Genomic DNA, 23,821 nt, shown 5'->3' on the forward strand with positions numbered 1-23,821 from the left:
TTATCGCTCCCTTTTCCCCCTGTTCACACCGTACGTGCGACTTTCACCGCATACGGCGTTCCAACTATTCCAATTCATTCAATTCTATGTATTATTAGATTTGACCTTGCTTTCTTCCGAAATCAAATTGATTGATTATGACATTGTAATCGAAGTTTGTTGAGTTTATCAATTTGCTTTTTAGATAAGTTTAAAATTTTAAGTAATGCTGTTATCTTTTCGGTATCTTTCATATGTACCAGTCTGTGGACTGATTCATGAAGTATCACTAGATTTGAAAATGAATCATCTTTTGATAGATGGTACGGATTCTTATGATGGCAGTGCCAATCATTTTTACCTAGCTCCAATCCAGAGATAGCACACTTTCCATATTGAGAGATAAATTTACTTATTCGATTGTCATTATATTCAATTGTTCGGTTCGGAATAAACCAATTCATGATAGATGATAGAATTTCTTTACTAATAGCTTTTAGCCCTTTGTGTATCTTTTCTCTCCCTTCGGGAGTATAGTTACACGTGTCTTGGGAAAAACATAAATTTGTTTTATGTCTTTGGGCATGGATAGGTACAAATACCATGTTTTGTATTTTGTACAATTTGCACTTGTATCCTTTATATCTCTTTTGTAAAGTTCTGGTCATATCATGAAAATTGGCATCTGTTCTAAAAATCTTTAGACGATTATACATGTTTCTACGCAGATTAGAGTTTAACTCATTAAGATTTATTGTAATTCTTGTGGCTGCTGAATAGTAATTCTGAATTCCCATGACTACCGTATTGAAATTCCATACTGTCTTATTGCTAGGATTCTTCTGTATAGTTTTAATAGCCTTCTTGATTTTGTTAGAAGCACTGGCTTTTGCCTTTTTTGACATATTAGATTTCGCTACATATCCAAATCTAGTTTTGCCTTTGCTTACTACTTTGAAAGTGAACCCAAGAAACTCCGAAGAGTTTTTCTTTAGGTTTATTACTTTAGACTTTTCTTCACTAGTTTCAAGGTGTAGTCTATTCATCAAGAAATCTTTAATGGCATAATTCATTCTGATTGCTTGTGTACGTGTTCGACATAAAACTTTAAAATCATCCGCGTAGCGGACTATAAAGCACTCTTTCAACCCAGACTTTTTCAACGCTTGATATTTAATCCCGCTGGTCTTATATTTGAAGTCACTATCGAACGTTTCCCACTGATTACTTATCCACCAATCAAGTTCATTTAAAACAATGTTTGATAATAGTGGAGATAGGATACCGCCTTGCGGTGTTCCTTTTGTCGGTATGCCTTCACCATGAATTTCAGCTTTTAATAGTTTAGAAATAATGGCTATTAATGACTTATCTCTAATCCCTAGCGACCAAATCTGTTTTAAAAGTTTACTGTGATTGACGTTATCAAAGAAGCCTTTAATATCGACATCAATACAGTGATGGAGTCCAGATTGATTGATTAGAAATTCAAATCGTGCTTTCGCATGATGAGTATTTCTGTTAGGTCTAAATCCATAACTATGCTTATGAAACTTTGCCTCAATGATTGGCTCTAAAACTTGTAAAACGCACTGTTGAAAAATCCTATCCCAAATGGTTGGTATTCCCAAAGGTCTTAATTTTCCATTTGCCTTTTCTATGAATACACGCCTTACTGCTTGTGGCTCATACCATTTAAACATATTTTGAATTGTAGCTATTACATCTTCCACCGATAAATGACTAATATCTTTAATTGTTAATTTATCTGTTCCTGCCGTTTTACTTCCCGTGTTTCTTTTGATATTTCGATAGGCAAGACGTATATTTTCATTAGAACTCATCAATTCTATTAATCCATAAAACTTATCACCATCAACACTACGAGCGTAGAGAGAGTCGAAACACTCTTGTAAATTATAATACTCATTATGTCTCAGTTTCTTCCGTTTCAATAAGTCGGTAACCCCTTTCGGAGTTAACCTCTTTTAGTCTCACGAGAACCTTATTAACCGATAAAGATCTGCCTTACATGGTTGAATGATTCTTCATTAGTCTAGTGGCTATCCCTCCATGTGGATTAGACATTTCATTGGTACTGTGCCACCACTTTCACTGAAATGAAGGGAAGTTATACAATAACTATTGTCATTATTGTTTTCCTTGCCACCGTTTCATTGAGAGTAAGCCCTCCACGTTATCAGCTTACAACGTTGAATTATATCTATTATAGAATGAACTTAGGTGCTTCCTGTAAGCCTGTTAGCGTTCATACGCCTATAACGTATCATGGATTTTCATATTAGTTAGTCTTACTCACCCACATCTAACCTCACAATTTGGTGATATACACATTTCTATGTATTGCAGGTCTAGACCCGTACATTCAGAAGTTTGTCAGCTTAACCTTTTTTCTTGTAGGTTTATTCGCATACTCACCGTATTCATTCAACTCAAGCATCATGATTTACACCACCCCATCGGGTAGGATTTCGACAGCTAAACTACGCTATTACGGTAAATTCTTACGCCTTTTCACCGAGCTTTTAACACTATCATTCTTACTAACTCCAGTGCTAATCGACTAAGAGAGAACCCTTCCGAGCGTTACCTCTTCATTTGATTCTTTGATATAATCCTTCAGTTCCGAAAGGGAACTGTCTAGCTTTTACTAGAGTAATGTGACCATCCTCAATTTAAGCTAGAAACATTTCGCACAACTCTTCTGCCCCGTTCGTATTATAAGGTTAACCAGAAATTACTGGTTGACCTTATTTTATTAGGTCTTATCATTTACATTGTAGCCGGGGTAGAACGTCCCTGCCCGTGGGAGTTGGATCCCGTAAAGTAAACTGTTCGCCCCCTACTTGTAGAAACATGATTGAGGCTGGTTGGGACGATGATCCCGTATAACAAGCGAAGCTGTGATACTACAAGAAGGATTAGGGGTACCGGCAAATACTTCTTAGGAGGAGATAATCAATGAATCCAGTAGTAGGTCTGGATGTAGCTAAAGGAGAAAGTCAGATTCAAGGTTTCCTAGATAAGAAGAAGCCTTATAAAACTAGTTTTAAAGTACCGCACACCTTGGATGGTCTAGAGAAATTGCTTCACTTCTTAATCGAGATTGAAAATAATACTGGAGTACGACCTCCTGTCGTACTAGAATCAACCGGGCATTATCAAGCACCAGTTGTTCAATTCTTAGATAAAAAGGATTACTTAACCATTATTGTCAATCCACTTATCCCATATAAGGCAAAGAGTTCTAGTTTGCGTAAGGTTAAAACAGATGTTATAGACGCGAGACATCTCTGCGAGCTGTACTATAAGGAAGACCTTGAGCCGCAAAAGAAACGTGGTATACAATTACTAAATTTACGTAACCTTACTCGACAACATGAAAATATTACTGGTTTATATGTACAAACGAAATTACAATTTCATTCTGTGTTGGATCAGGTATTCCCTGAGTATCGTGGGGTTTTTGGGGACTTATATTCTACCGTTTCTCTATTTACTCTATTAAACTATCCAACATCTAAAGATGTTTTACAGGCAGATAAAGATATTTTAGCTGAACACATTCATGAATTCTGTCCAAGACGCTCATCTGATTGGGCAGCTACAAAGGCTGAAAAGCTAATAGAAGCAGCACTTCGTGATCCATTTCAGGAAACACTCTATGAGAGTCATATGATAAGTATTGAAATGTATATCAAGATGTTGCTTGAGTACCAAAAGCACCTATCTAAACTCGAGGACCAAATAGATGCTTTGGCACATCAAATTGAAGAATGTAAAATTATCCAATCAATACCCGGTATCGGTGAAAAAATCGCGGCAACGATTATTTCGGAAATTGGGGAGATAGATTTATTTGATAATCCTAAAAAACTAGTAGCATTTGCAGGCCTGGATCCTAAAGTTTATGAATCAGGTAGATTCAAAGGAACTGTGAACCGAATCACTAAAAGAGGATCTAGCCGATTAAGACACGCTTTATTTATGGCAGTTCGCTCAGCAATCCGTGATTCTCGCAAACAGAAAACAACGGATGAAGTAATCCCTCGTAACAAGAAATTACGAGCCTTTTACGATAAAAAGCGCGAAGAAGGAAAACCTTATAAAGTAGCCATAATTGCATGTGCAAATAAGTTATTGCACTGGATATACGCATTATTAAAAAGTAATACTACCTTCCAAGATATTGCTTAACTTACAATTTAACCAATTTCCAAATCCTTCCAAACATTAGAAGTTGGGAGGGTTATTTGGCATGCGCAAATTTAGTATATCATAAGCTATTTTAGATTTTTAGAGAAAAATATTGACAACTATTAGCTGGTTTAGTTTAAGAACAATATTTCACAATCTTTAAAACTATTTTAACATAAAATTTCCAATTACCTTCATAATTAGCAGTATATATAACAATCAATTTAGCATAGCAATTAGCAATAGTACATAAATCTATGTACTCCTGTTATTACTGGTGTTAATTTATATGTTATTTCACTTACAAGACGTCCTAAACATTGTTATTCCAATAAAAAAGGGGATACCAAATCATATGCGATTTGTATCCCCAAATAGTATGTTATTTATTGTTTTCTCTCCCATATCTGAACCCGTTAGGTGCACATTCTCTTTTTTTTATATTAGATCGAAGGAAAGTCTTCCTTCTTTATTAAATGTGATTTTAGTATTTTGTAATGAGAATTGGTTGGTTAAGCTTCGTTTGTTTTTCAAATGATAAATATGCATAAAAGCAGCTTTATCTATCCCACCGTAGCTAATCTTTGTTATTGCTTGAGGATTTGCTAAACTATTTATAGATGGACCACCTTCAGGACTACTCCATTCTATGAGGAATGGTAGCATAGCACCATCTAAGTCATACTTCGGAAACAGCATCCTCCATGAAAGCATGGAACCATCCGGTCGTTGTCTTTCACCAGGAAATGGTCCTTCAAATGGGATATTACTTTCCTTGAAATGAGAAATATAATCATCCATCTGATTTGTCCGGAGGGCGATTTGGAATGGGCCCGTCTTATTATGGTCAAGCATATAAACTAAATGCTTAATAAGCGGATTAGTACTATTCCTTGCTTTCTCATCATCTTGTATTCCTAGCCATTCAATATAACTTTCATTTGAGAAATAAGCCAAGTAATTATACGTTCCCCAATTATCGTGTTCGCCACCCTTTATTGCTTTGATGGCCATTCGCTTGTTATAGGATATACTATCTTCTTCAGCTTTCTTTCCTGCAATAACGATGTGATCAAGTGCCAGCATGATATCCCTCCTCTATGATAATATTATTTATTTAAATCAGCGTAAAAGCAATTATTTAAATCCTTTTTCTCATCACTTTCTAATTTTTATTTGATATAGTAAACAAAAGAACTGATAAGTAGGTGATCGTATGGAGCAGCCAATTATACTAATCGTAGAAGACGAAGAAAAACTAAGTAGGGTCCTTCAACTTGAATTAGAATATGAAAATTATCGTACGGTGATTGCCGATAATGGAAAAGATGCCCTTCGTTTAATGCAAGAGCAAGAATGGGATCTAGTTCTATTAGATATTATGATTCCGTCCTTGAGTGGATTAGAAGTGCTTCGAAGAATTAGACGTACGGATGAAAGTACACCAATCATACTACTTACTGCTAGAGATGCTGTACATGATAAGGTAAGTGGACTTGATATTGGTGCCAATGATTATGTGACAAAACCATTTCAAATAGAAGAGTTGCTTGCTCGGGTCCGTGTTCACCTAAGAAAGCCAGTAGAAAAGAAAGTAAAGAAAGATATGCTATCCGTAGGTGATTTAACTGTAGACTTAGGAGCACATGAAGTTTTTCGTGACGAGACTAAAATAGAATTAACGCCAAGAGAATTCGATTTACTTGTATGCTTATTAAAAAATAAAAACTTAGTCTTAACCCGTGACCAATTAATTGAACAGGTCTGGGGGTATGACTACTTTGGTGAAACAAATGTAGTCGATGTGTATGTTCGATACCTACGACAAAAAATTGATAAAGGATATTCGAAGCAGTACATCCAAACCGTACGTGGTGTCGGATATTCAATAAAGGATTAAGCATATGAAACTACGAACGAAAATACAGTTATTTACAAGTTTTTTTATGCTACTGTTTATTTTATTTATCAATGCTTCCATTTATTTCTTGTTTTATAATAATTCGGTTGACGGTGAATTAGATGAGCTTACAGAACAAACCTTTACGATTATAGAAACCTTGAACGAGAACAAGGATATACCACCTGGGGAATTATTGAAAGCATTCATACCTTCTGATGGAATAATTCGGGTTTATCCAGCAGAAGGTGAACCTAATATTCACACAAAGGATTCACATTTCTTAAAACTACCTGGGAAGTATTCTACAAGTGAGATCAGGGAAGTAATTACGTATGAAGGGGATCGATATGCAACGGTATCCAAGCCAATAATTTGGAATGATGGTGAGATTGTAACGTTGCAGTTATCGAAGCGTTTAGTAGCCCTAGAGGAGAATATGACTAACTTATTCTATGTCCTCATTATAGCGTCAATTATTATCATTATTCCTATTATCGTAGCAGGTCATTTATTAGCAAGATTTATCCTTCAACCTATCAAATCTCTTATTAGCACGATGAAAGAAAATGTGAAGGATACTAATTGGAAAAAAACAGCACTTAATAACCGATCAAAAGATGAACTTTATGAAATGGAGAAGACGTTTAATGAAATGATTGACTCCTTAAAGGAAAACTACGAGATGCAGGAGATTTTTGTATCGGACGCGTCACATGAATTGAAAACACCTATTTCGATTATTAAAAGCTATGCCCAATTGTTAGAACGGCGAGGGAAGGATAATCCCGAACTTACGAAAGAATCGCTAGAAGCTATTAGCTCTGAAGCAGATCGAATGCAAAAGCTGGTGGAGCAAATGCTAGCGCTAGCTAAAAACAAAAACATCCACAGTTCAGAGGATGTAAATGTCACAGAACTGGTAGAAGAAACGACTGAAATATTTAAGGGAGCCTATGAGCGAGAATTTGAAATTTCCAAACCACCTAAAGAATTCTATGTTCATGGGAACCGTGATCAATTAAAACAAGTTTTCTATATTTTAATTGATAATGCCCTAAAATATAGCGATAAGAAAGTAAGCCTCGCCATCGAACAACAAGAAGCTAATATCATAATTTCAATTACAGATTATGGGGCAGGTATACCAGAAGAAGAATTGAATCGATTATTTGAAAGATTTTATAGGATGGATAAAGCAAGGAGCCGTAATACTGGTGGAACTGGACTAGGTCTTGCTATTGCAAAGACGATTACGAATTCTCATGGTGGGACGATAACAGTAGAAAGTGCACTTGGGGAAGGATCTACCTTCAAAGTGATTTTACCAGTTACTTTATAAAGTCTTTTCATTTTCTCATCAAATTCTAATCTTTCTCTCACAGGTATTTCATTCTTGAGGTTTATGATAAAGACATCAAGAACACAAGGAGGAAACAAAAGATGAAAATGAACAAAAAAGTAATGATTACAGTATCTAGTGTAGCACTGGCATCTGTATTAGGATTTGGAATTTATCATTCCAATGCTGCTCAGGCGCAACCTAATTTATCACAAACGGAAATTGAAGAATTAGTAAAGGCGCAATACCCTGGTACGATTAATGAAATTGAATTAGAAAAAGGATTTAATAAAGTAGTTTATGAAGTGGAAGTCGTTAGTAATGGTAAAGAATACGAAATAAAACTAGATGGTAATACGGGGGAAGTACTTAAGCTAGAAGAAAAAACGATTAAGAATTCAACACAAAACTCATCTAACTTAACCATCAAAGAAAAAGACAATACTAAAGATGATGTTGATGATAATGCCGATGATAAATCGAAAGAAAATACGGATGATAAATCAAATGATAATAAAAAGAAAGTTGTTATAAGTTCTGAAGAAGCGAAGAAAATTGCTTTAGCACAATTTGATGGTGCAATTAAAGAGCTTGAACTAGATGAAGATGATGATCGCTTAATATACGAAATTGAGATTGAAAGCTCTAACGGTGAAGCGGAACTTGATATCGATGCTTATACTGGAGAAGTTATCTCTCTATCCATTGACAGAGTCATTTCAAAATCTGAAGATAATAAAGTAACAGAAGAAAAGAGTACTGAAAAACCAGCTACAAATAAACCTGTGAATCGTGACGATGACGACGATGATGATGACGACGACGACGATGATGATGATGATGATGACGATGACGATGATCGTGATGATGACGATGACGACGATGATGACGGAGACGATGATTAATCTTAAGATAAAAGGAGAGAGCTACCTAAGTTAGGTAGCTCTTTCGTTATGCTTTTACTATAAAATTAGGATTAACCTGGGCTGTAACGATTTTATGTTTTTCAAAATATGCACTAATCAACTCAACCATATCCTTTTGGATTTCTTGGATGACCGGCTTATTTTTAAACATGTCATAATTCCCACCGCCAGTAGCGCGATAATTATTCATGACTACATGATACGTATTGCTCTCCTCAAGAGGCTTGCCTTGATAACTGATTTCCTCCACGCGGGAACCAAATGGTTTAGATACATTAATGGTATAGTTGATACCTTCCCACATATCGTAATTGTAATGCTGAGGTTTTGGGCGTATATACGTAGGATTTACGGTGATTGTTCCGTCTTCATCTAGAACAAAGTATTCAGCATTTTTCTCTAATGCAAGCTTAATATCCTTGCCAGTTAACGCTAATACAACCAGTGTATTGGGATACATATAGTTGGAAACAATGTCGCGCATCGTAACAACTGAGCCAAATCCCTTCGATTCATTATTTAATAGGGCCGTAACGGAGATAGGAGCAGCGCTTGCATCTAGTTGTACGTCTTGTACGAATTGAACAAACGCGTGTTTGAAAACTCTAGCTTCGAAAGGATCGTTAATGGTCATATCTCCCTTAATTTCACCGATAGGTTGATCTAACCATTTCTGAGTAGATTCCTCAATCTCCGTCATATAATCTAAAATTTCTTGGTCAGCCTGGACATCTCCGACTGGGATTATTTCCGCATTTTTATGTGTAACATACCATTTTCCATCTGAACTCTCTAATTCAATATCAATGTCACCATACATGATGCAATTATTACCTGGTTGTGCAACTAGCACGCCGTTAATCTCTCCAGTTAAGATTCGATGTTGGTGGCCTGTTAATAATATATCAATACCTTCAATCTCCTGGCACATGGCATAGCCTTGGTTTTCGCCAGTTAATACTTCTGTCGGCTCACCTGTTTCCATATCACGTTCGATACCTCCGTGATACATTGCTATTAGAACATCAGGCTGTTCTTCTTCGCGAATGAACTCTACCCATTGTTTTAATGTAGTTAATGCGTCTTTAAATTTGATACCAGCAATATGGCTAGGTGATTCCCAGTTCGGGATATAGTGGGTTGTGACTCCAACTATTGCTACCTTGGGACCATTTGGAAATCTTTTCGTGATATATGGCTTTCCAAAATAAGGTTCACCGTGTTCATTAACTAAATTAGCAGAGAGCCAAGGGTAAGAAGAACTGTTTATCGCATCGTGCAAAACTTCTTTACCAAAGTTGAATTCATGATTTCCAATAACACCAGCTTCAACCCCTATACGGTTTAAAATCCCAACCATAGGGTTCTCTTTATCGGTATGTTCCTTTACGTAATGTGTCATTAATGGAGTACCTTGTATAAGGTCACCATTATCCAATACTAGAACATTTTCATTCTTGTTTCGAACAGCTTTTACAATAGATGCATATTTTGCTAAGCCAAGATTAGTGGGTTCATTGGTGCCATATAATATCGGCATCGCATTTCCATGAACATCACTTGTATAGAGAACTTTAATTGTTGTTTTTTTTGACAAGTTGGTACATCCTTTCTCACAAAGAAAACGAAATCAAAGATATCATTCTTTAATTTCGTTTCTTTAAATCCATCATATTATACAATTTTACGTCTAATTCTTGCAGATGCAAAGTCGATTACGGTAACTACGATAATAATTGAAAGTAAAATCATACCCATTTCATTCCAATTACGGTTACTTGATGCGAAGATGATCATCGTACCGATACCACCAGCACCAACGATACCTAGAATAGAAGAAGCACGAATGTCTACTTCAAAGCGATAAATTGCATAGGATAGGAACTCTGGTGTAATCTGTGGAATAACGCCATAGAATAAAATCTGGATTTTGTTTGCTCCACTTGCTTCCATTGCTTGGACGACTTCCATATCAATAGACTCAATGATTTCCGAGAACATCTTTCCAAGCATCCCGGTGGAACCAATAGCAATTGCGAGAACCCCAGCGAATGCGTTCGGTCCAACTGCTACTACGAATAAGATAGCTAGAATAAGATCTGGAAAAGCACGGATAGCTGATAGAATCCACTTTCCGATGGTAGATACAATCTTTCCACCCATCATATTTGTTGCTGCTAAGAATGATAGTGGAACGGCGATCACCGCAGCCATCAAGGACCCAGCAAATGCAATAAATACAGTCTCTAACATTTTGGCTCCTACTTCACCAGCAGCTGACCAATCAGGACTTAATAGTCTTGGGATAACACGATGGAAGTTATTGATTGCACGTTCAATTGCCCGTCCCCAATCAACATCAATTGACGTGAATGTCCAAACATATAAGGCAACTACTAAAAGTGTAATAATAATTGCTCGTACTTTCTTTAGTAAAGATTTATCTTGTTTTGGAGGTAATTGTAGATTTTCCATTATAACAATGCCTCCCTTATTTTGTTACTAATAAATTCAATAATGAGTACAGTCGCAAAAATAACGATGATAATTGTCATTGCGTTTGGATAGTTATAGAATTTCAAATGTTGGTTTAACACTAAACCAATACCACCGGCACCAACCATACCTAGTACGACAGAAGCGCGGATATTGATTTCAAATACATATAATACTAGAGAAGTAAACTGTGGTGCTATTTGAGGTACTAGTGAATACCAGATTACCTGAAATACATTACCCCCAGATGCTCTCATTGCTTCTAGTGGATTCATATCTACTGATTCAATCGTTTCACTGATTAATTTTGCTAAAATACCTAGTGAGAAAACAGTTAAAGCTAGAATACCTGGGAATACACCAACACCAAATAATCCAACAAAAATAACAGCTAACACTAAATCAGGAATAGTACGTAGTAAATTTAAAAATGTTCTTGTTATATAATACAATGGTTTGAGAGTCGTTATATTTTGAGCAGATAAAACTGCCAAAGGAACCGTTAAGATTGCTGCAATTGTGGTAGCTATAATTGCCATTTGGATCGTTTGCATCATCGCCTTCCAAATTGTTGGGAGAATTGTAAAGTTCGGTGGGAAGAACTTTTCAATTACTGTATACATATTACCCAGTGCACCACCAAATCCTCCAACCATCTCATCTTGGGTCCAAATCATACTAAATGTATAAATACCTAATACAACAAAAAAGATAATAGTTACTTGGATTTTAGTTTTAGCAGGGTAAAGCGGCATTGAACTTTGCGTTAAAGAGTTTTTAGTAGTCACTATTCTTGTGCACCCCCACGCAAGTCATCCTCGCGAATAGAACGGCCATATATTTCTTCAAACGTCTTCTCTGTTACTTCCGAAGCTGGTCCATCAAATACTACTTCACCTGCTCGCATACCAATAATACGATCGGCATATTCCATTGCCATGTCGATAAAATGTAAGTTAACAATCGTTGTAATATTGTCTTCCTTATTAATCTTTTTAAGGTAAGTCATTACTTGATGGGAAGTTGGTGGATCAAGTGATGCCACAGGCTCATCTGCTAAAATGTATTTTGGTGTCTGTGTTAAAACACGAGCGATACTAACACGCTGTTGCTGACCACCACTTAATTCATCAGCACGGTTATAAACCTTTTCTTCAATATTAACACGAGTTAAATTATTATAAGCCAAGGCTTTATCTTCTTTAGAATAAAGATTGAAAATAGAACGTAATGTACCAGTATGACCTAATCTACCAGCTAGTACATTCTTAAATACATTCGTACGTTTTACTAGATTATAGTTTTGGAAAATCATACCGACTTTCGTGCGGAGTTTGCGAAGGTTTTTACCTTTATGCTTTAAAATATCTTCATTATCTACTAGAAGAGATCCAGATGTAGGAGTAACCAAACGATTGATGCTACGAATAAACGTAGACTTTCCAGCACCTGACAACCCAACAATAACAACGAATTCACCGTCATTGATTTTCACATTGATGTTTTTTAATCCTTCAGTCCCATTTGGATAGACAAGGCCAACATTTTTAAATTCTATCATTATTATAGATCCCCCATTAAAGGCTAAAATTTTTCTCATTTATTGTATCATTATTCTACTAAATTTAACATAACAAAAGGGAAGTTAATTACCCTTCCCCTTTGTTATTATATTTAACTAGTAATGTTTTAAATTAGAATCCAACTGAATCTTTGAACTTAGCATAAGTATCTTTAACTACTTTATACTCTTCGTCGGTTGCATTATCAATAGCATCCCAGTTGTATACCTCGTTCATAATTTCGATCATTTCTTCATCTTCATTGAATGATAAGAAAATGTCTTTAATTTTTTGAACGAATTCTTTGTCTAACTCTTTAGTAACAGAGATTGTATCGTTAGGAATCTCTTCTGTGTAAGTTAATACTTTTAATTTATCCATTACATCTGGATATTCTTCTTCAAGTTCAGTACGAACATCATCAAAAGTAGTTGCAACATCAGCGTCACCTTCATAAACCATAATAGCTGAGTTATCATGACCACCAGATGCAATTGTTTCACTGAAGAATCCAGTCTCTAGTTCAGCTGCAGTAGCAATATCAAACTCAGTCATCAATTGGTTTGCAGGGAATAAGTATCCAGAAGTAGAACCTTGATCACCATATGCCCAAACTTTACCTTCTAGGTCTGCAAGTTCTTCAATACCTGAATCAGCGCGAACTAAGTATTGTGCTTTGTATGTACCAGAACCATAACGGATGGATTTAAGGATAACTTCAACACCATATTGCTCATTAGCAAGTACATAACCAAATGCAGGAATGAAACCAACTTGAACTTGGTTAGCACCCATTGCTTCAACTAAAGCGTTATAGTCAGTCATTACTTTACCTTCAACAGGAATTCCTAGTTCTTCCCCTAAACGGTCAGCTAAAGGTTTAACTGTATCTGCAATTGTATCTGAGTCTTGAGACGGTACGAATCCAATAACTAATGTTTCTGGAATCATTCCTTCTGTTTCTTCTGACTTTGAATCGTCTGATGTATTATCTGATGCATTATTTCCTTCATCAGAACCTCCACATGCTGCTAGTACAAGTGCTAGTCCAAGAATAAGCACTAGACCATAAAGTTTCTTCATTGTGACCCTCCTAAAGATATATAAAATTTATTTTTGACTTACTATTTTATTAAATAACAAATTGCCAGAAAAAGCTAGACCTTTTTTCATTAATTTACACCTTTTTTACATGATTTTATGAAAAAACGACAAAAAAGGATATGTATCGTTCGGCTTTTGCTCCATTTAGTATGACGTTATTAGTTTTTTGAAACCTTAATAGACTTAAATACGTATTATACTGTAAATGAGGTGGTAATAGTGAAGGTATTAGAGGTAAAAAACGTTGATGTGGATGTTAGAACTACTAAGTTATTATCTGAGATTTCATTTTCGGTAAATAAGGGAACTGTAGTTGCATTAGTTGGTCATAATGGTGCAGGAAAATCGACATTAATGAAAACAATCATGGGAATTCAAGAAAAGACTTCTGGGGAGGTAATTATTCAAGAGACCTTTGATCAAGATAAAATTTTTTTAGATTATAAACAACGAATCACATTTATTCCTGAAGAACCATTACTAATGACCGAATTAACAGCCATGCAGCATTTCCAACTTTATGGAAAGAGCTATCAAATGGAAGAGGACCAATTGCTGGAACGTGTAGATAAATATGTAAAAGGATTTGAATTACAAGATAAATTAAATGAATACCCTGAATCACTTTCCAAGGGTATGCGGCAAAAGGTTCAAACCATCTGTGCTATGCTTCCGGATGTGCCATTGTTATTAATAGATGAACCTTTTATGGGGTTAGATATTTATGCAGTCGATTACTTCGAGCAAATCTTACAAGAGAAAATGGCTAGTGGGACAAGCATTTTATTAACGACGCATCAACTCGATCGTGTGAAAGGGATAGCAGATCAATTTATCATGTTACAAGAAGGAAAGATACTACATAAAGGTTCTATAGATGAATTTGAAACGATTAAAAGGAGAAGTGATGAGTCATGAACCATCCTTCACCTTGGCAAGCTTACCTACCTGTAAGAAAAGGTCGATTTCGTAAAAAGAAAGCTGTCTATAAAACACTTGTAGCTTTATCATTCGATATAATTACGATTATTTATTCGATTATTGTTGGTGGCTATGTTTTTGCGAGTATTTTTATTTTCAATGATTTCTTTAAGGTGTTCCAAGATGAGTTTCAATTCGTTGAGACCCAATTGAACGAGAGATTCTGGTTGATCTTATCAATTGTCCCACTCAGGTATATCTTTCAATCTTTTCGAAACCCAGGGATAACGATAACTAGTTCGGAGTATCAACTAGGTATGCTACCATATTCTATTAAGCGAATTGCTTTCTTCGTTGCTATAGAAAAATGGATAAAGCTGCTTTTAAAATATCTCGTTGTTATTGCCATAGCTATGCTGATAACTCCCATTGATCCGAAAATCATCAGTTTATATTTTATATTATTTTGGGTCATAGAGGTTTTAATGACGGTACCACAATGGAAACTATTTCAAACCAATTTTATGGTGAAGCTAACTCTGTTACTTTCGCTGGGTATGCTGACTATGGTTGGGACGTTTACACATACTTCGCCAATAGTAGGGATCGGGGTATTTATTGCGATGATAGCATGTAACTTCCTATTAGCAAATAGACTTTTTGACAATATTAATTGGGGAAGAGTCATTGAAGTTAATGATTATATTATTTGGTCGATGCCAATCGTATCTAAAGCTACAAAGGTAAAGTTTAAAAGGCAGAAAAGATTTAATTTATTTCAAAATAGAGCCTCCAGGAAGAAACCATTTACTTATACGAATTCTGCTATACATAAGAGGCTGTGGTTACAATATTATAGGGAAAACATCGAGTTTATTGTAAAAGTAGTGGGAGGATTGCTTCTAACCAATACTATATTACCTTTTATCCATCCTACCGTTGCGTTAATTGGTATCGCTTTAAGCATCTTTGTCTATACCACGTTTGTTTCGAGTTTGTTCGTGGACCGTTTTTATACAGGTATCGTTCAGGTTTTACCATGGGATGTAAAAAGTTTTCGTATCACGAAGAGGAAATGGGTGTTGATAGGATTTATTCCAATCCTGATTCCAATAACAGTTTATTCAATCGTGCATTTTTCTTGGTGGAGTATAGGGTTCTTCTTATTAATCTTTAGTGTTTTTATTATTAATTATGAAGTAAAAATGGACACGGCATCGGAACGGTTGAATAAAAGGCTTAGTCAGCTAACTCTAAAAGGTACAATAGCTTTTTGTAGTCTAGGACTCATTGTATTATGTGCGTATAACATTTACTTTACACTTGTTTCAGTGGTCTTATTGACTTATGTTATCTATCAAATAATAATACCTTCCCAAAAGAAGCACGATGTCTAGCACGTGTTTCTTTTTATATCATACGAAAACACACAACCCAACCTGCTTGCATAAATTATTGTAAAAAGGAATGAAGGAAAGGGTGTGTCTGATGAGACATTATGGTTATCCTCCGTATCAACGCCAAATTCCTCCTAATTACCAACAACAAATCCAACAACCTTTCCACGGTTTTCAGCAACAGCAACCACCATACTATCAAAATCTATATGAACAACCGAAATCACCATTTGAACAATTTGCTAAACCAAAGCAACCGCAGGATTGGTATGCAAATAATGAACAACTGCAAGGAAATAATCAACAAGCCCAACCACAGATGATGTCACAATTCCAAGAGCAAAATGGGCAAATGAACTTGGATAAAATGCTAACAACAGTTAGTCAAATAGCCAATACGTATCATCAAGTATCTCCAATCATCAAACAATTTGGCGACTTTATGAAAACATTCCGTTAAGCTTTATGAAATTTATGGTAATGGGAATATGAGAGCAAATCTGAATGGATTGGATGAATTTAGGGTAAAAGTAAAATAATCATTATGCTCTGCTCTTACATCGAGATTTTCATAAAGGAGATTAAAATATGATAGGGTGTTTAATTATACATGGTTTTACAGGTGGTCCGCACGAATTAGAACCACTTACTGAGTATTTAGAAGCCAACACAGATTGGCATATTTCGGTTCCTACCTTACCAGGGCATGGGAGAAATCTAATGCTTGAAAATGTCAATTACAAAAGTTGGCTAGAAACAGCAGAAGCTTCCTTAAAGAAATTAAGAGAAAAATATGATGAAATTTATATCATTGGCTTTTCAATGGGCGGGATGATTGCTGCATATTTAGCTGCAAAATATAAGGTGAACAAATTGGTATTGTTAGCTACTGCCGGGAAGTATTTATCGTTTAAGCAAATCAGTGTAGATCTAGGTGATGTGTTGAGGGATGGAATAACTGGTAAATTGGGCCAGAATAAATTGTACTGTCATTATAAAAGAAAGCTAGGTAGTGTTCCGTTTCGGGCAAATCTTGAATTTCTTAAACTGGTTCGTCAAACAAGAAAGTACTTGAAAAATGTTGAATCCCCAGTGTTAATTGCACAGGGACAAATGGATAGTATGGTACCTTATAAGACCGCTTACTATCTTGATAAGGAAATACCATCTAAACGTAAAGAAGTAGTGTTCTTTGAGCGCTCTAGGCACCTGATTTGCTTAGGGAATGATAAGGATACGCTAAATCGAATGGTGCATGAGTTTTTGGTGAAGCCTGTTGAAGGTAGTGAGGTGCTGGTTTAACGGGAATTAGCGTAAAAAGGGTCTGACCCCCACATTACAAGGTAGCTAAAGGAGGGTCTGACCCCTCAAAAACAACCGTAATAATATGTTGTTTTTGAGGGGTCAGACCCTTGTGCACTTATTTAAGTAAAGAGGTTAATTCTTAATCTTTAAAGAAAGAGATAACCAATGCGCCGTCTCCGCCGTAGGTAGAGATGAGAGGTCCCATTTCTCTTAAATAGGTTTCTTTAAAGTTATATTTTGCTTTTATTTCAGCAAGTACTGATTTTGCACGTTCTGCAGCATTACAATGTGTCATTACTAGAACCTTATCTTCGAAAGTTTTAGCATAGTCCCCAATTTGTTCTACAAAACGTCGAATGGATTTTTTATCTCCTCGAACCTTTTCGACAACCTCAATAGTTCCTTCGTCACTTGCTTTCATAAGTAATTTAATATTCAAGGTTTTAGCTATCGTACCCTTAACTTTATCTATTCGCCCACCCATTACTAAGTTCTCTAAGGTTTTTAGAACAAAGAGAGTTGTAGCTTTTTCTACTTTGTCCTGAAGATAAGTGGCAAGCTGTGAAAGAGAGTAGCCCTCTTGGATTTTATCATATGCTTCAAATAATAGTATGGCTTGTCCACAGGAAGCTGTTCGTGCGTCAATTACTTCGATTTTACGTTCGGGCTCTTCTTCCAATAACAAGTTTTTCCCAGCAACTGCATTTTCATAGGTGCTACTTAAACCACTAGAAAGACTTACCATAAGGATAGGCTTCGCTGGATCAACCTCTTTATATCCTTCATAAAAATCATTAGGACTTGGTGCAGCGGAACGGGGTAATTCTTTTGTTTCTTCTATCTTTTTAAAGAAGCTTTCTAAATCAAGCTCAACGCCACTTTTATACTGTTGATCCTTAAAATTTAAATATAAAGGAATCACTTTTATACCTGCTTTATCCATTAACTCCTTTGGGATATCTGCTCCGCCATCGGACATTAACTGAATAGACATAGAATCACCTATTTCTTAAATAATAGTTTTATTTTATTATAACGTTTAATTACATCGTTAGTAAAAAGTTATCTTACTTTTTTATGAATTGTTACACTAGATTTTCGGGTTGTGCTCATAATGAACAAGAATAATCCAAATATAACTATGGTTCCGCCAAGCCACTGAGACCATGTAATCTCTTCACCTAAGATATAGTAGGCAAGTACTGATGCACCTATTGGTTCAAAAACAATTGCCATACTAATGGTGGAAGTACTTAACCATCTTAAAGCCCAATTAAATAGGGTGTGTCCAAAAAAGGTTGGAATAATAGCTAAGGCTAAAAAGATAAGCCAGTAATCAGGAGAGTACCCTACAAACGAATTTTGTAACAAAATGTTATAAATTATTAGTGTGATCGAACTAACTCCATACACAACAAATGTATATGTCATGAGAGAAAGTCGCCTACGTGCATTCTGTCCTAGTAGGAAATAGGCTGTAATAGCAATAGCACCGATAAGTGCCAGAATATCTCCAAAAAGGGCCATCCCACTTATTTGGAAGTCTCCCCAACTAATGATAAAACTGCCGAGTAAGGCAATTAACATGCTAATAACTGCTCCAGGTGTAAAACGTTCCTTAAAGAAGAGGAAGGTACCGAGAAATGCAAAGATAGGCTGTAATGTAACGAGAACGACCGAACTTGCTACCGATGTATAATTTAAAGATTCGAACCAGAGAATAAAGTGAAATGCTAAAAAAATACCAGCTAGCGTAGTTAATAACCAATCCCTTTTAGTGATTTGATTAAATTCATGGCGGTATTTGAGTACCATGATAGGTGCCATGATTAATACTGCTAGTAATAATCGGTAATTTGCGATAATTGCTGCAGGCGCATCTCCAGCTAATTTAACGAGTACAGCTGATGTTGAAACCGAGATAACACCAATAACGACTGCGATATATGGATTGAATGGAGGGACCCTCATTCACTTGCCTCCTAAGTATTTGTAGGTTGATTTAGTCTTCTATTTTATCATGTTAAATTAGAAAAATCATTTGTAACTAGCTTGTACTATAAATGATATGTTATCATAAACTAACGGTTAATTTGCCACGGTGCTTATTGCCTGGTTTTTACTCAGGCGAAATAAGGCTCTTATCAATGGAAGAGTACTTTAATTAGATGATAATCCTGGGCTTTTCCATCTAAGGTTAAGCCTTTTACACTTTATGTCAATTGAAGAATATTCAAATTTAGGTAATCGAATATAAATATGCTTCGTTACTAATTACGAGCATGTAAGATTTCGGATAAATGGATAAGATAATAAAAATAAGGTGATGTAATTCTCGGTACAAGCATCACGGCAAGTTCAAACGCTAAAAAAACATGTACAAAGGAGAATTTATAGGCGTGACAACAACATTTAAAGAATTAGGCATTTCAGATCCAATTATGAAGTCATTAGAAAAAATGGGATTTGAGGAAGCAACACCAATACAATCAGAAACAATTCCTCTAGCCCTTGAAGGAAATGACGTAATCGGGCAAGCACAAACAGGTACAGGGAAAACAGCAGCATTTGGTATCCCGATGCTCCAAAAAATCGATACATCTGAACGAAAGATTCAAGGATTAGTAGTAGCTCCAACTCGTGAGCTTGCTATCCAGGTTTCAGAAGAATTGAACCGACTAGGTAAATTTAAAGGTGTTCGTGTTCTTTCCGTTTATGGTGGAGCTCCTATGGACAGACAAACTCGTTCATTGAAAGATGGTCCACATATTGTAGTAGCAACACCAGGAAGATTACTTGACCACTTTAGAAGAAAAACTATCCGTACAAATACGGTTCACACGGTTGTTCTAGATGAAGCAGATGAAATGCTAAACATGGGCTTTATTGATGATATCCGCGAGATTCTTAAGCAAGTTCCTAGCGAAAGACAAACATTACTGTTCTCCGCTACGATGCCAAAGGAAATTCGTGATATTGCAACGAACCTAATGAACAGTCCAAAAGAGGTTAAGGTTAAAGCAAAAGAAATGACTGTGGAGAACATCTCCCAAGAGTTTGTTGAAATCCCAGAAAAATATAAGTTTGATACGTTAACGAACCTGTTGGATATGCAAAATCCAGAGCTAGCGATCATATTTAGTAGAACAAAAAAACGTGTAGATGAGATTTCGGAAGGCTTGCAAGCTAGAGGGTTTAGAGCAGAAGGTATCCATGGTGATTTAACACAAGGTAAACGTATGTCTGTGTTGAATAAATTTAAAAACGGACGTGTAGACATATTAGTTGCTACGGATGTAGCTGCGCGTGGACTAGATATCTCAGGTGTTACACATGTTTACAACTTTGATATCCCACAGGATCCAGAAAGCTACGTACACCGAATTGGACGTACAGGACGTGCTGGTCGTACTGGAGAAGCAATTTCATTTGTTACTCCAAGAGAAATCGCTCACCTTCGCTTAATTGAAAAAGTTACGAAAAGTAAAATGAAACGCATGGTACCACCTTCTAACAAGGAAGCACGTATTGGTCAGCAACAATTAACAGTTGAAAAAATACTGAAAACAATTGAGAAAAATGAACTTGATGCATATCATCAAACAGCAAATGAATTGTTAGAAGAGCATGACTCTGTAACGATTGTTGCTGCGGCATTAAAGATGTTAACGAAGGAAAGAAGAGATGTTCCAGTTCAAATTTCCGGAGTTGCACCAATTAGTGTGAAAAAAGCACATCAAGATAAAGGTCGTTCCAATAACAAACGTTCTTACGGCAAACGCAGTCAGGGCGGAGGAAGAACCCAAGGTGCAAGAAATCAGGGTGGCGGACGAAACCGAAAAAGCGGCAACTTCCAAAAAAGAAGAAACCGTGACTAAACACAAAACAAAAAATTGATCACATATGAAACATCTAGAAAAGCTCCTTGTAAAATAGGGGCTTTTTCTTGGATTAATAGGGGGAAATATTAGATGAGAAAGCCACCGATTAATATGATTTCGCGGGATGCGATTAAAGCTTGGCAAATAACGGCAATATTATATGAAGCGATTGTGTGGATACTTACCATCGTTGGTATTGTTCTACACTTTGTGATTGATTTTCCGTTGTGGATCGTTGCAATTGTATTTGCAGTTAGTATTGTTAGTACATACATTACAGCATTTCTTATTCCAAAGCTTCGTTGGAGAAGATGGCGTTATGAGGTATTTGAACAAGAAATCTATATTCAACATGGGATTTTAGTGGTTTCTAGAACGCTTATTCCAATGATTCGCGTTCAACATGTTGAAACGAAGCAAGGGCCGATACTAAAAAAGTACGATTTAGCGAGTGTCTCCATTTCAACTGCTGCAACAACTCACGAAATTCCTGCATTATCAAATGAAATAGCTTCGGAGTTGAGGGATAAAATCTCAACACTAGCAAAGGTGGATGAAGATGATGTCTGAACCGAGTCGCTTACATCCAGCAACCGTAATCTTTAATCTTGTAAAAGGAATTAAGGATTCTTTTTTCTTATTTGTTATCGCATTTGTATCTTTAATTAATTTACATATTTTATATGCTATTTTAATGATAGTCGTTCTTGTCTTGATTATTGCAATTGCTAGCTTCGTTTCCTGGCAACGTTTTACTTACCATGTCGAGGGTGACGAGTTAAAACTAGAATATGGCGTATTTATTCGAAAAAAGCGATACATATCCAAAAACCGAGTACAATCAATAGATTTAACTCAAAACCTCCTACATAGAATATTTAAATTGGTAAAGGTCGAAATTGAAACAGCGGGAACAGGCGCAGAAGCGGAGGCATCCTTAAATGCAGTAACATTAATGCAAGGGAAAGCATTGCGAACGGAGTTAAAAACATTAGGGGAAGTCGAGCAGTTAGAAGAAAACCATGAAGAAAAACATCCAGCACGAACCATTACTAGAAAACGTCTTATTATAACGGGGGCAACTTCTGGCAGTATAGGTGTCATCTTAGCAATTGCCGGTGCAGTATCTTCTGAATTAAGCCGTTTCATTCCCTCTGATTTCTATGATAATGCGTACTCTTGGGTTGTTGGATTAGGGATAATAATCTTAGTAATGATGATAATCGGAGTGTTCATCCTTCTTTGGGTATTAGGGATTGTAGGTACAATCATTAAATACTGGAACTTCACTATTGAAAAAGTAGAAGAAGATATCGTGATTACATGTGGACTGCTGGAGAAAAAGCATATTACTATTCCAATGAAAAGGATTCAGGCAGTAGGTTATGTAGAGAGTTTAATTAGGCAACCACTTGGCTATGCAACCGTTATTGCGGAAATTGCAGGAGGATCGAACCAAAAAGGGGAAGATTTTTCGACTGTATTATTCCCGATCATGAAAAAAAGCGAAATAGATAACTTCTTGACCGAACTATTGCCCAACTACACTGTTAATCAAACAGATTTCACTAAATTACCAAAGCGTTCAGCAAAATACTACCTTTTTCGAACGGTTGTACCATCCTTGGTATTATTAATTGCTGCATTATATTTCTTGCCGCAATTAACTTGGATACCTGTCGCGATTCTAGGCTTAAGTATTTTACTCGGTCTCCTGCAAGTAAAGGATTCAGGGTATGCACTAGAAGATAATAAGTTAACTATTCGGTATCGCAATTTTAACAAAGTCACGATGGTGATGAATCATAAACGAATACAAGCCTTTAATAAAAAGCAACATATACTTCATCGAAAAGAGAAGCTAGCTACTATAAAGTTATCCATTGTTGGTAAAATGGGACTTGGTAAGCATTATCACGTAAAAGAGTTAGATCTAGAGGCAGCTAATAAAATGGCAGATTGGTATTCCTATCGAGGGGTCTGACCCCTCGATATTTTTATAGTAGTCTAGTTATAAGGCCGAGAACAACTAACACAATAATGATTATCCATATTGGACTTAGTTTGCCGTTACCACGGAATCTTTTTTTCTTCCATCGATTTGGATTAAAGCGGACCTCTCCATCATCGTCATAATGCCTTCTCGTTTGCCACGGATTATAAGGGCGTGCACTGGTAAGTACTAAAGGTGCGATGAGGAATCCAGCAATAAACCCTAGCACATGGGCATATATGTTAATCCCTGGTCGTAGGAAGGTCATCACGAGACCAATGATTAAGATGACCGTGATAATTTGGGAACTCTGGGAATCCATCAAATGCTTGCGAAAGGCAACCATAAAGAGATAAATTCCAAAGATGCCAAAAATGGCTCCGGATGCTCCAACATGCTGAAAGAGTATCGATGGATTAATGAAAAAGGTAGCAATATTGGCAAGAACACCAGCACCTACATAGGCAATGAGGAACTTTGATTTACCTAACATTTGCTCCAAAGCAGGACCGAATAGCACTAAAGAAAAAGAATTAAACAGCATATGAGTAAGACCACCATGTAAAACAATTGGTGTAAGAAATCTCCAATACTCCCCGTTATGGATTTCAAAATGTCTACCAACACCTAATTCATATAACTGATCGAATAGATTAATCGGCAATACATCAACAAGGAACCAAATAAGGATATGGATAATAACAATTGTAGACACAATTGGGTAACTACTAATAAACTCCTTCACACTTCTCTCATTTCGTATAAACAAATTTATTCTCCTCTTTCCAGTAGTGGTT

Annotated in this window: 21 protein-coding genes; 11 read left to right on the forward strand and 10 right to left on the reverse strand. The window is 36.1% G+C overall.

The genetic code is table 11. The annotated features are described in order from the left end of the window. Positions 1–122: 122 nt before the first annotated feature. A complete protein-coding gene (gene ltrA / locus TE34_RS13815) occupies positions 123–1,934 on the reverse strand; it encodes a group II intron reverse transcriptase/maturase (protein ID WP_047984092.1) in 1,812 nt (603 codons plus the stop codon). A 1,027-nt stretch (positions 1,935–2,961) separates the two neighbouring features. Between ltrA and TE34_RS13820 the strand changes: the two genes are divergently transcribed. Beyond that, on the forward strand, positions 2,962–4,197 hold the full coding sequence (locus TE34_RS13820) for an IS110 family RNA-guided transposase (protein WP_047985411.1): 1,236 nt from the start codon (positions 2,962–2,964) through the stop codon (positions 4,195–4,197). A 438-nt stretch (positions 4,198–4,635) separates the two neighbouring features. On the opposite strand, the gene TE34_RS13825 is transcribed toward TE34_RS13820, so the two are convergent. Next, positions 4,636–5,283, reverse strand: a complete 648-nt coding sequence (locus TE34_RS13825; RefSeq protein WP_053075084.1) for a VOC family protein — start codon at positions 5,281–5,283, stop codon at positions 4,636–4,638. A 130-nt stretch (positions 5,284–5,413) separates the two neighbouring features. On the opposite strand from TE34_RS13825, the gene TE34_RS13830 reads away from it, so the two are divergent. The 3 genes from TE34_RS13830 (at position 5,414) to TE34_RS13840 (ending at position 8,344) form a co-directional block, all read left to right on the forward strand. Further along, positions 5,414–6,097 (forward strand): response regulator transcription factor, encoded by a 684-nt coding sequence (locus TE34_RS13830; protein ID WP_047985412.1) that lies wholly within the window; start codon positions 5,414–5,416, stop codon positions 6,095–6,097. A gap of 4 nt (positions 6,098–6,101) precedes the next feature. Beyond that, entirely contained in the window at positions 6,102–7,439 is a 1,338-nt protein-coding gene (locus TE34_RS13835; protein WP_047985413.1) for an ATP-binding protein, read from the forward strand. Between the two features lie 101 nt (positions 7,440–7,540). Next, positions 7,541–8,344, forward strand: a complete 804-nt coding sequence (locus tag TE34_RS13840; protein ID WP_053075085.1) for a PepSY domain-containing protein — start codon at positions 7,541–7,543, stop codon at positions 8,342–8,344. 46 nt (positions 8,345–8,390) lie between these two features. Here TE34_RS13840 and TE34_RS13845 read toward each other — a convergent pair whose 3' ends face one another. The 5 genes from TE34_RS13845 to phnD all read right to left on the reverse strand — a co-directional run bounded on the left by TE34_RS13845 (position 8,391) and on the right by phnD (position 13,506). After that, positions 8,391–9,962, reverse strand: coding sequence for a bifunctional metallophosphatase/5'-nucleotidase (locus tag TE34_RS13845; protein WP_047985414.1), 1,572 nt, complete (start codon positions 9,960–9,962; stop codon positions 8,391–8,393). Positions 9,963–10,039: 77 nt separating this feature from the next. Then, a complete protein-coding gene (gene phnE / locus TE34_RS13850; RefSeq protein ID WP_047985415.1) occupies positions 10,040–10,840 on the reverse strand; it encodes a phosphonate ABC transporter, permease protein PhnE in 801 nt (266 codons plus the stop codon). After that, positions 10,840–11,616, reverse strand: coding sequence for a phosphonate ABC transporter, permease protein PhnE (phnE, locus tag TE34_RS13855; RefSeq protein ID WP_047985444.1), 777 nt, complete (start codon positions 11,614–11,616; stop codon positions 10,840–10,842). The genes phnE (TE34_RS13850) and phnE (TE34_RS13855) overlap by 1 nt, the downstream gene beginning before the upstream one ends. A 32-nt stretch (positions 11,617–11,648) precedes the next feature. Then, the gene (gene phnC / locus TE34_RS13860; RefSeq protein ID WP_047985416.1) at positions 11,649–12,422 is read right to left on the reverse strand and encodes a phosphonate ABC transporter ATP-binding protein; all 774 of its coding nucleotides are present in this window, start codon (positions 12,420–12,422) and stop codon (positions 11,649–11,651) included. Positions 12,423–12,555: 133 nt separating this feature from the next. After that, positions 12,556–13,506 carry a phosphate/phosphite/phosphonate ABC transporter substrate-binding protein gene (gene phnD / locus TE34_RS13865; RefSeq protein WP_047985417.1) on the reverse strand — a complete coding sequence of 317 codons (951 nt, stop codon included), beginning with the start codon at positions 13,504–13,506 and terminating at the stop codon, positions 12,556–12,558. Positions 13,507–13,746: 240 nt separating this feature from the next. On the opposite strand from phnD, the gene TE34_RS13870 reads away from it, so the two are divergent. The 4 genes from TE34_RS13870 (at position 13,747) to TE34_RS13885 (ending at position 17,147) form a co-directional block, all read left to right on the forward strand. Then, positions 13,747–14,445: an ABC transporter ATP-binding protein gene (locus TE34_RS13870; protein WP_047985418.1), complete on the forward strand. Its 699-nt coding sequence runs from the start codon at positions 13,747–13,749 to the stop codon at positions 14,443–14,445. Continuing rightward, the gene (locus TE34_RS13875; protein WP_047985419.1) at positions 14,442–15,845 is read left to right on the forward strand and encodes a hypothetical protein; all 1,404 of its coding nucleotides are present in this window, start codon (positions 14,442–14,444) and stop codon (positions 15,843–15,845) included. Before TE34_RS13870 ends, TE34_RS13875 begins: the two co-directional genes overlap by 4 nt. A 91-nt stretch (positions 15,846–15,936) precedes the next feature. After that, on the forward strand, positions 15,937–16,305 hold the full coding sequence (locus TE34_RS13880) for a YppG family protein (protein ID WP_053075086.1): 369 nt from the start codon (positions 15,937–15,939) through the stop codon (positions 16,303–16,305). Positions 16,306–16,433: 128 nt separating this feature from the next. Then, complete coding sequence (locus TE34_RS13885; protein ID WP_047985420.1) at positions 16,434–17,147, forward strand: alpha/beta hydrolase; 714 nt, start codon at positions 16,434–16,436, stop codon at positions 17,145–17,147. Between the two features lie 142 nt (positions 17,148–17,289). Here TE34_RS13885 and TE34_RS13890 read toward each other — a convergent pair whose 3' ends face one another. Then, positions 17,290–18,144: a DegV family protein gene (locus TE34_RS13890; protein WP_047985421.1), complete on the reverse strand. Its 855-nt coding sequence runs from the start codon at positions 18,142–18,144 to the stop codon at positions 17,290–17,292. Positions 18,145–18,212: 68 nt separating this feature from the next. Beyond that, positions 18,213–19,121 (reverse strand): DMT family transporter, encoded by a 909-nt coding sequence (locus tag TE34_RS13895; RefSeq protein ID WP_047985422.1) that lies wholly within the window; start codon positions 19,119–19,121, stop codon positions 18,213–18,215. A gap of 470 nt (positions 19,122–19,591) precedes the next feature. Between TE34_RS13895 and TE34_RS13900 the strand changes: the two genes are divergently transcribed. The 3 genes from TE34_RS13900 (at position 19,592) to TE34_RS13910 (ending at position 23,015) form a co-directional block, all read left to right on the forward strand. Then, a complete protein-coding gene (locus TE34_RS13900) occupies positions 19,592–21,028 on the forward strand; it encodes a DEAD/DEAH box helicase (RefSeq protein WP_236687159.1) in 1,437 nt (478 codons plus the stop codon). Between the two features lie 93 nt (positions 21,029–21,121). After that, positions 21,122–21,601, forward strand: a complete 480-nt coding sequence (locus TE34_RS13905; protein ID WP_047985424.1) for a PH domain-containing protein — start codon at positions 21,122–21,124, stop codon at positions 21,599–21,601. Further along, positions 21,591–23,015, forward strand: a complete 1,425-nt coding sequence (locus TE34_RS13910; RefSeq protein ID WP_236687157.1) for a PH domain-containing protein — start codon at positions 21,591–21,593, stop codon at positions 23,013–23,015. Before TE34_RS13905 ends, TE34_RS13910 begins: the two co-directional genes overlap by 11 nt. Before the next feature lie 13 nt (positions 23,016–23,028). Here the strand turns inward: TE34_RS13910 and TE34_RS13915 are convergent, their stop codons facing one another. Further along, on the reverse strand, positions 23,029–23,793 hold the full coding sequence (locus tag TE34_RS13915; protein ID WP_047985425.1) for a rhomboid family intramembrane serine protease: 765 nt from the start codon (positions 23,791–23,793) through the stop codon (positions 23,029–23,031). Positions 23,794–23,821: the final 28 nt, after the last annotated feature.

Origin of the sequence: Ornithinibacillus californiensis, assembly GCF_001038485.1 — a bacterium.
GTDB lineage: Bacteria > Bacillota > Bacilli > Bacillales > Amphibacillaceae > Ornithinibacillus > Ornithinibacillus californiensis.

Coding starts and splice junctions, on each gene's coding strand:
- TE34_RS13820 (WP_047985411.1), top strand. CDS start 2,962: ATGAATCCAGTAGTAGGTCTGGATGTAGCTAAAGGAGAAAGTCAGATT.
- TE34_RS13825 (WP_053075084.1), bottom strand. CDS start 5,283: ATGCTGGCACTTGATCACATCGTTATTGCAGGAAAGAAAGCTGAAGAA.
- TE34_RS13830 (WP_047985412.1), top strand. CDS start 5,414: ATGGAGCAGCCAATTATACTAATCGTAGAAGACGAAGAAAAACTAAGT.
- TE34_RS13835 (WP_047985413.1), top strand. CDS start 6,102: ATGAAACTACGAACGAAAATACAGTTATTTACAAGTTTTTTTATGCTA.
- TE34_RS13840 (WP_053075085.1), top strand. CDS start 7,541: ATGAAAATGAACAAAAAAGTAATGATTACAGTATCTAGTGTAGCACTG.
- phnE (WP_047985415.1), bottom strand. CDS start 10,840: ATGGAAAATCTACAATTACCTCCAAAACAAGATAAATCTTTACTAAAG.
- phnE (WP_047985444.1), bottom strand. CDS start 11,616: ATGCCGCTTTACCCTGCTAAAACTAAAATCCAAGTAACTATTATCTTT.
- phnC (WP_047985416.1), bottom strand. CDS start 12,422: ATGATAGAATTTAAAAATGTTGGCCTTGTCTATCCAAATGGGACTGAA.
- phnD (WP_047985417.1), bottom strand. CDS start 13,506: ATGAAGAAACTTTATGGTCTAGTGCTTATTCTTGGACTAGCACTTGTA.
- TE34_RS13875 (WP_047985419.1), top strand. CDS start 14,442: ATGAACCATCCTTCACCTTGGCAAGCTTACCTACCTGTAAGAAAAGGT.
- TE34_RS13880 (WP_053075086.1), top strand. CDS start 15,937: ATGAGACATTATGGTTATCCTCCGTATCAACGCCAAATTCCTCCTAAT.
- TE34_RS13885 (WP_047985420.1), top strand. CDS start 16,434: ATGATAGGGTGTTTAATTATACATGGTTTTACAGGTGGTCCGCACGAA.
- TE34_RS13890 (WP_047985421.1), bottom strand. CDS start 18,144: ATGTCTATTCAGTTAATGTCCGATGGCGGAGCAGATATCCCAAAGGAG.
- TE34_RS13895 (WP_047985422.1), bottom strand. CDS start 19,121: ATGAGGGTCCCTCCATTCAATCCATATATCGCAGTCGTTATTGGTGTT.
- TE34_RS13900 (WP_236687159.1), top strand. CDS start 19,592: ATGAAGTCATTAGAAAAAATGGGATTTGAGGAAGCAACACCAATACAA.
- TE34_RS13905 (WP_047985424.1), top strand. CDS start 21,122: ATGAGAAAGCCACCGATTAATATGATTTCGCGGGATGCGATTAAAGCT.
- TE34_RS13910 (WP_236687157.1), top strand. CDS start 21,591: ATGATGTCTGAACCGAGTCGCTTACATCCAGCAACCGTAATCTTTAAT.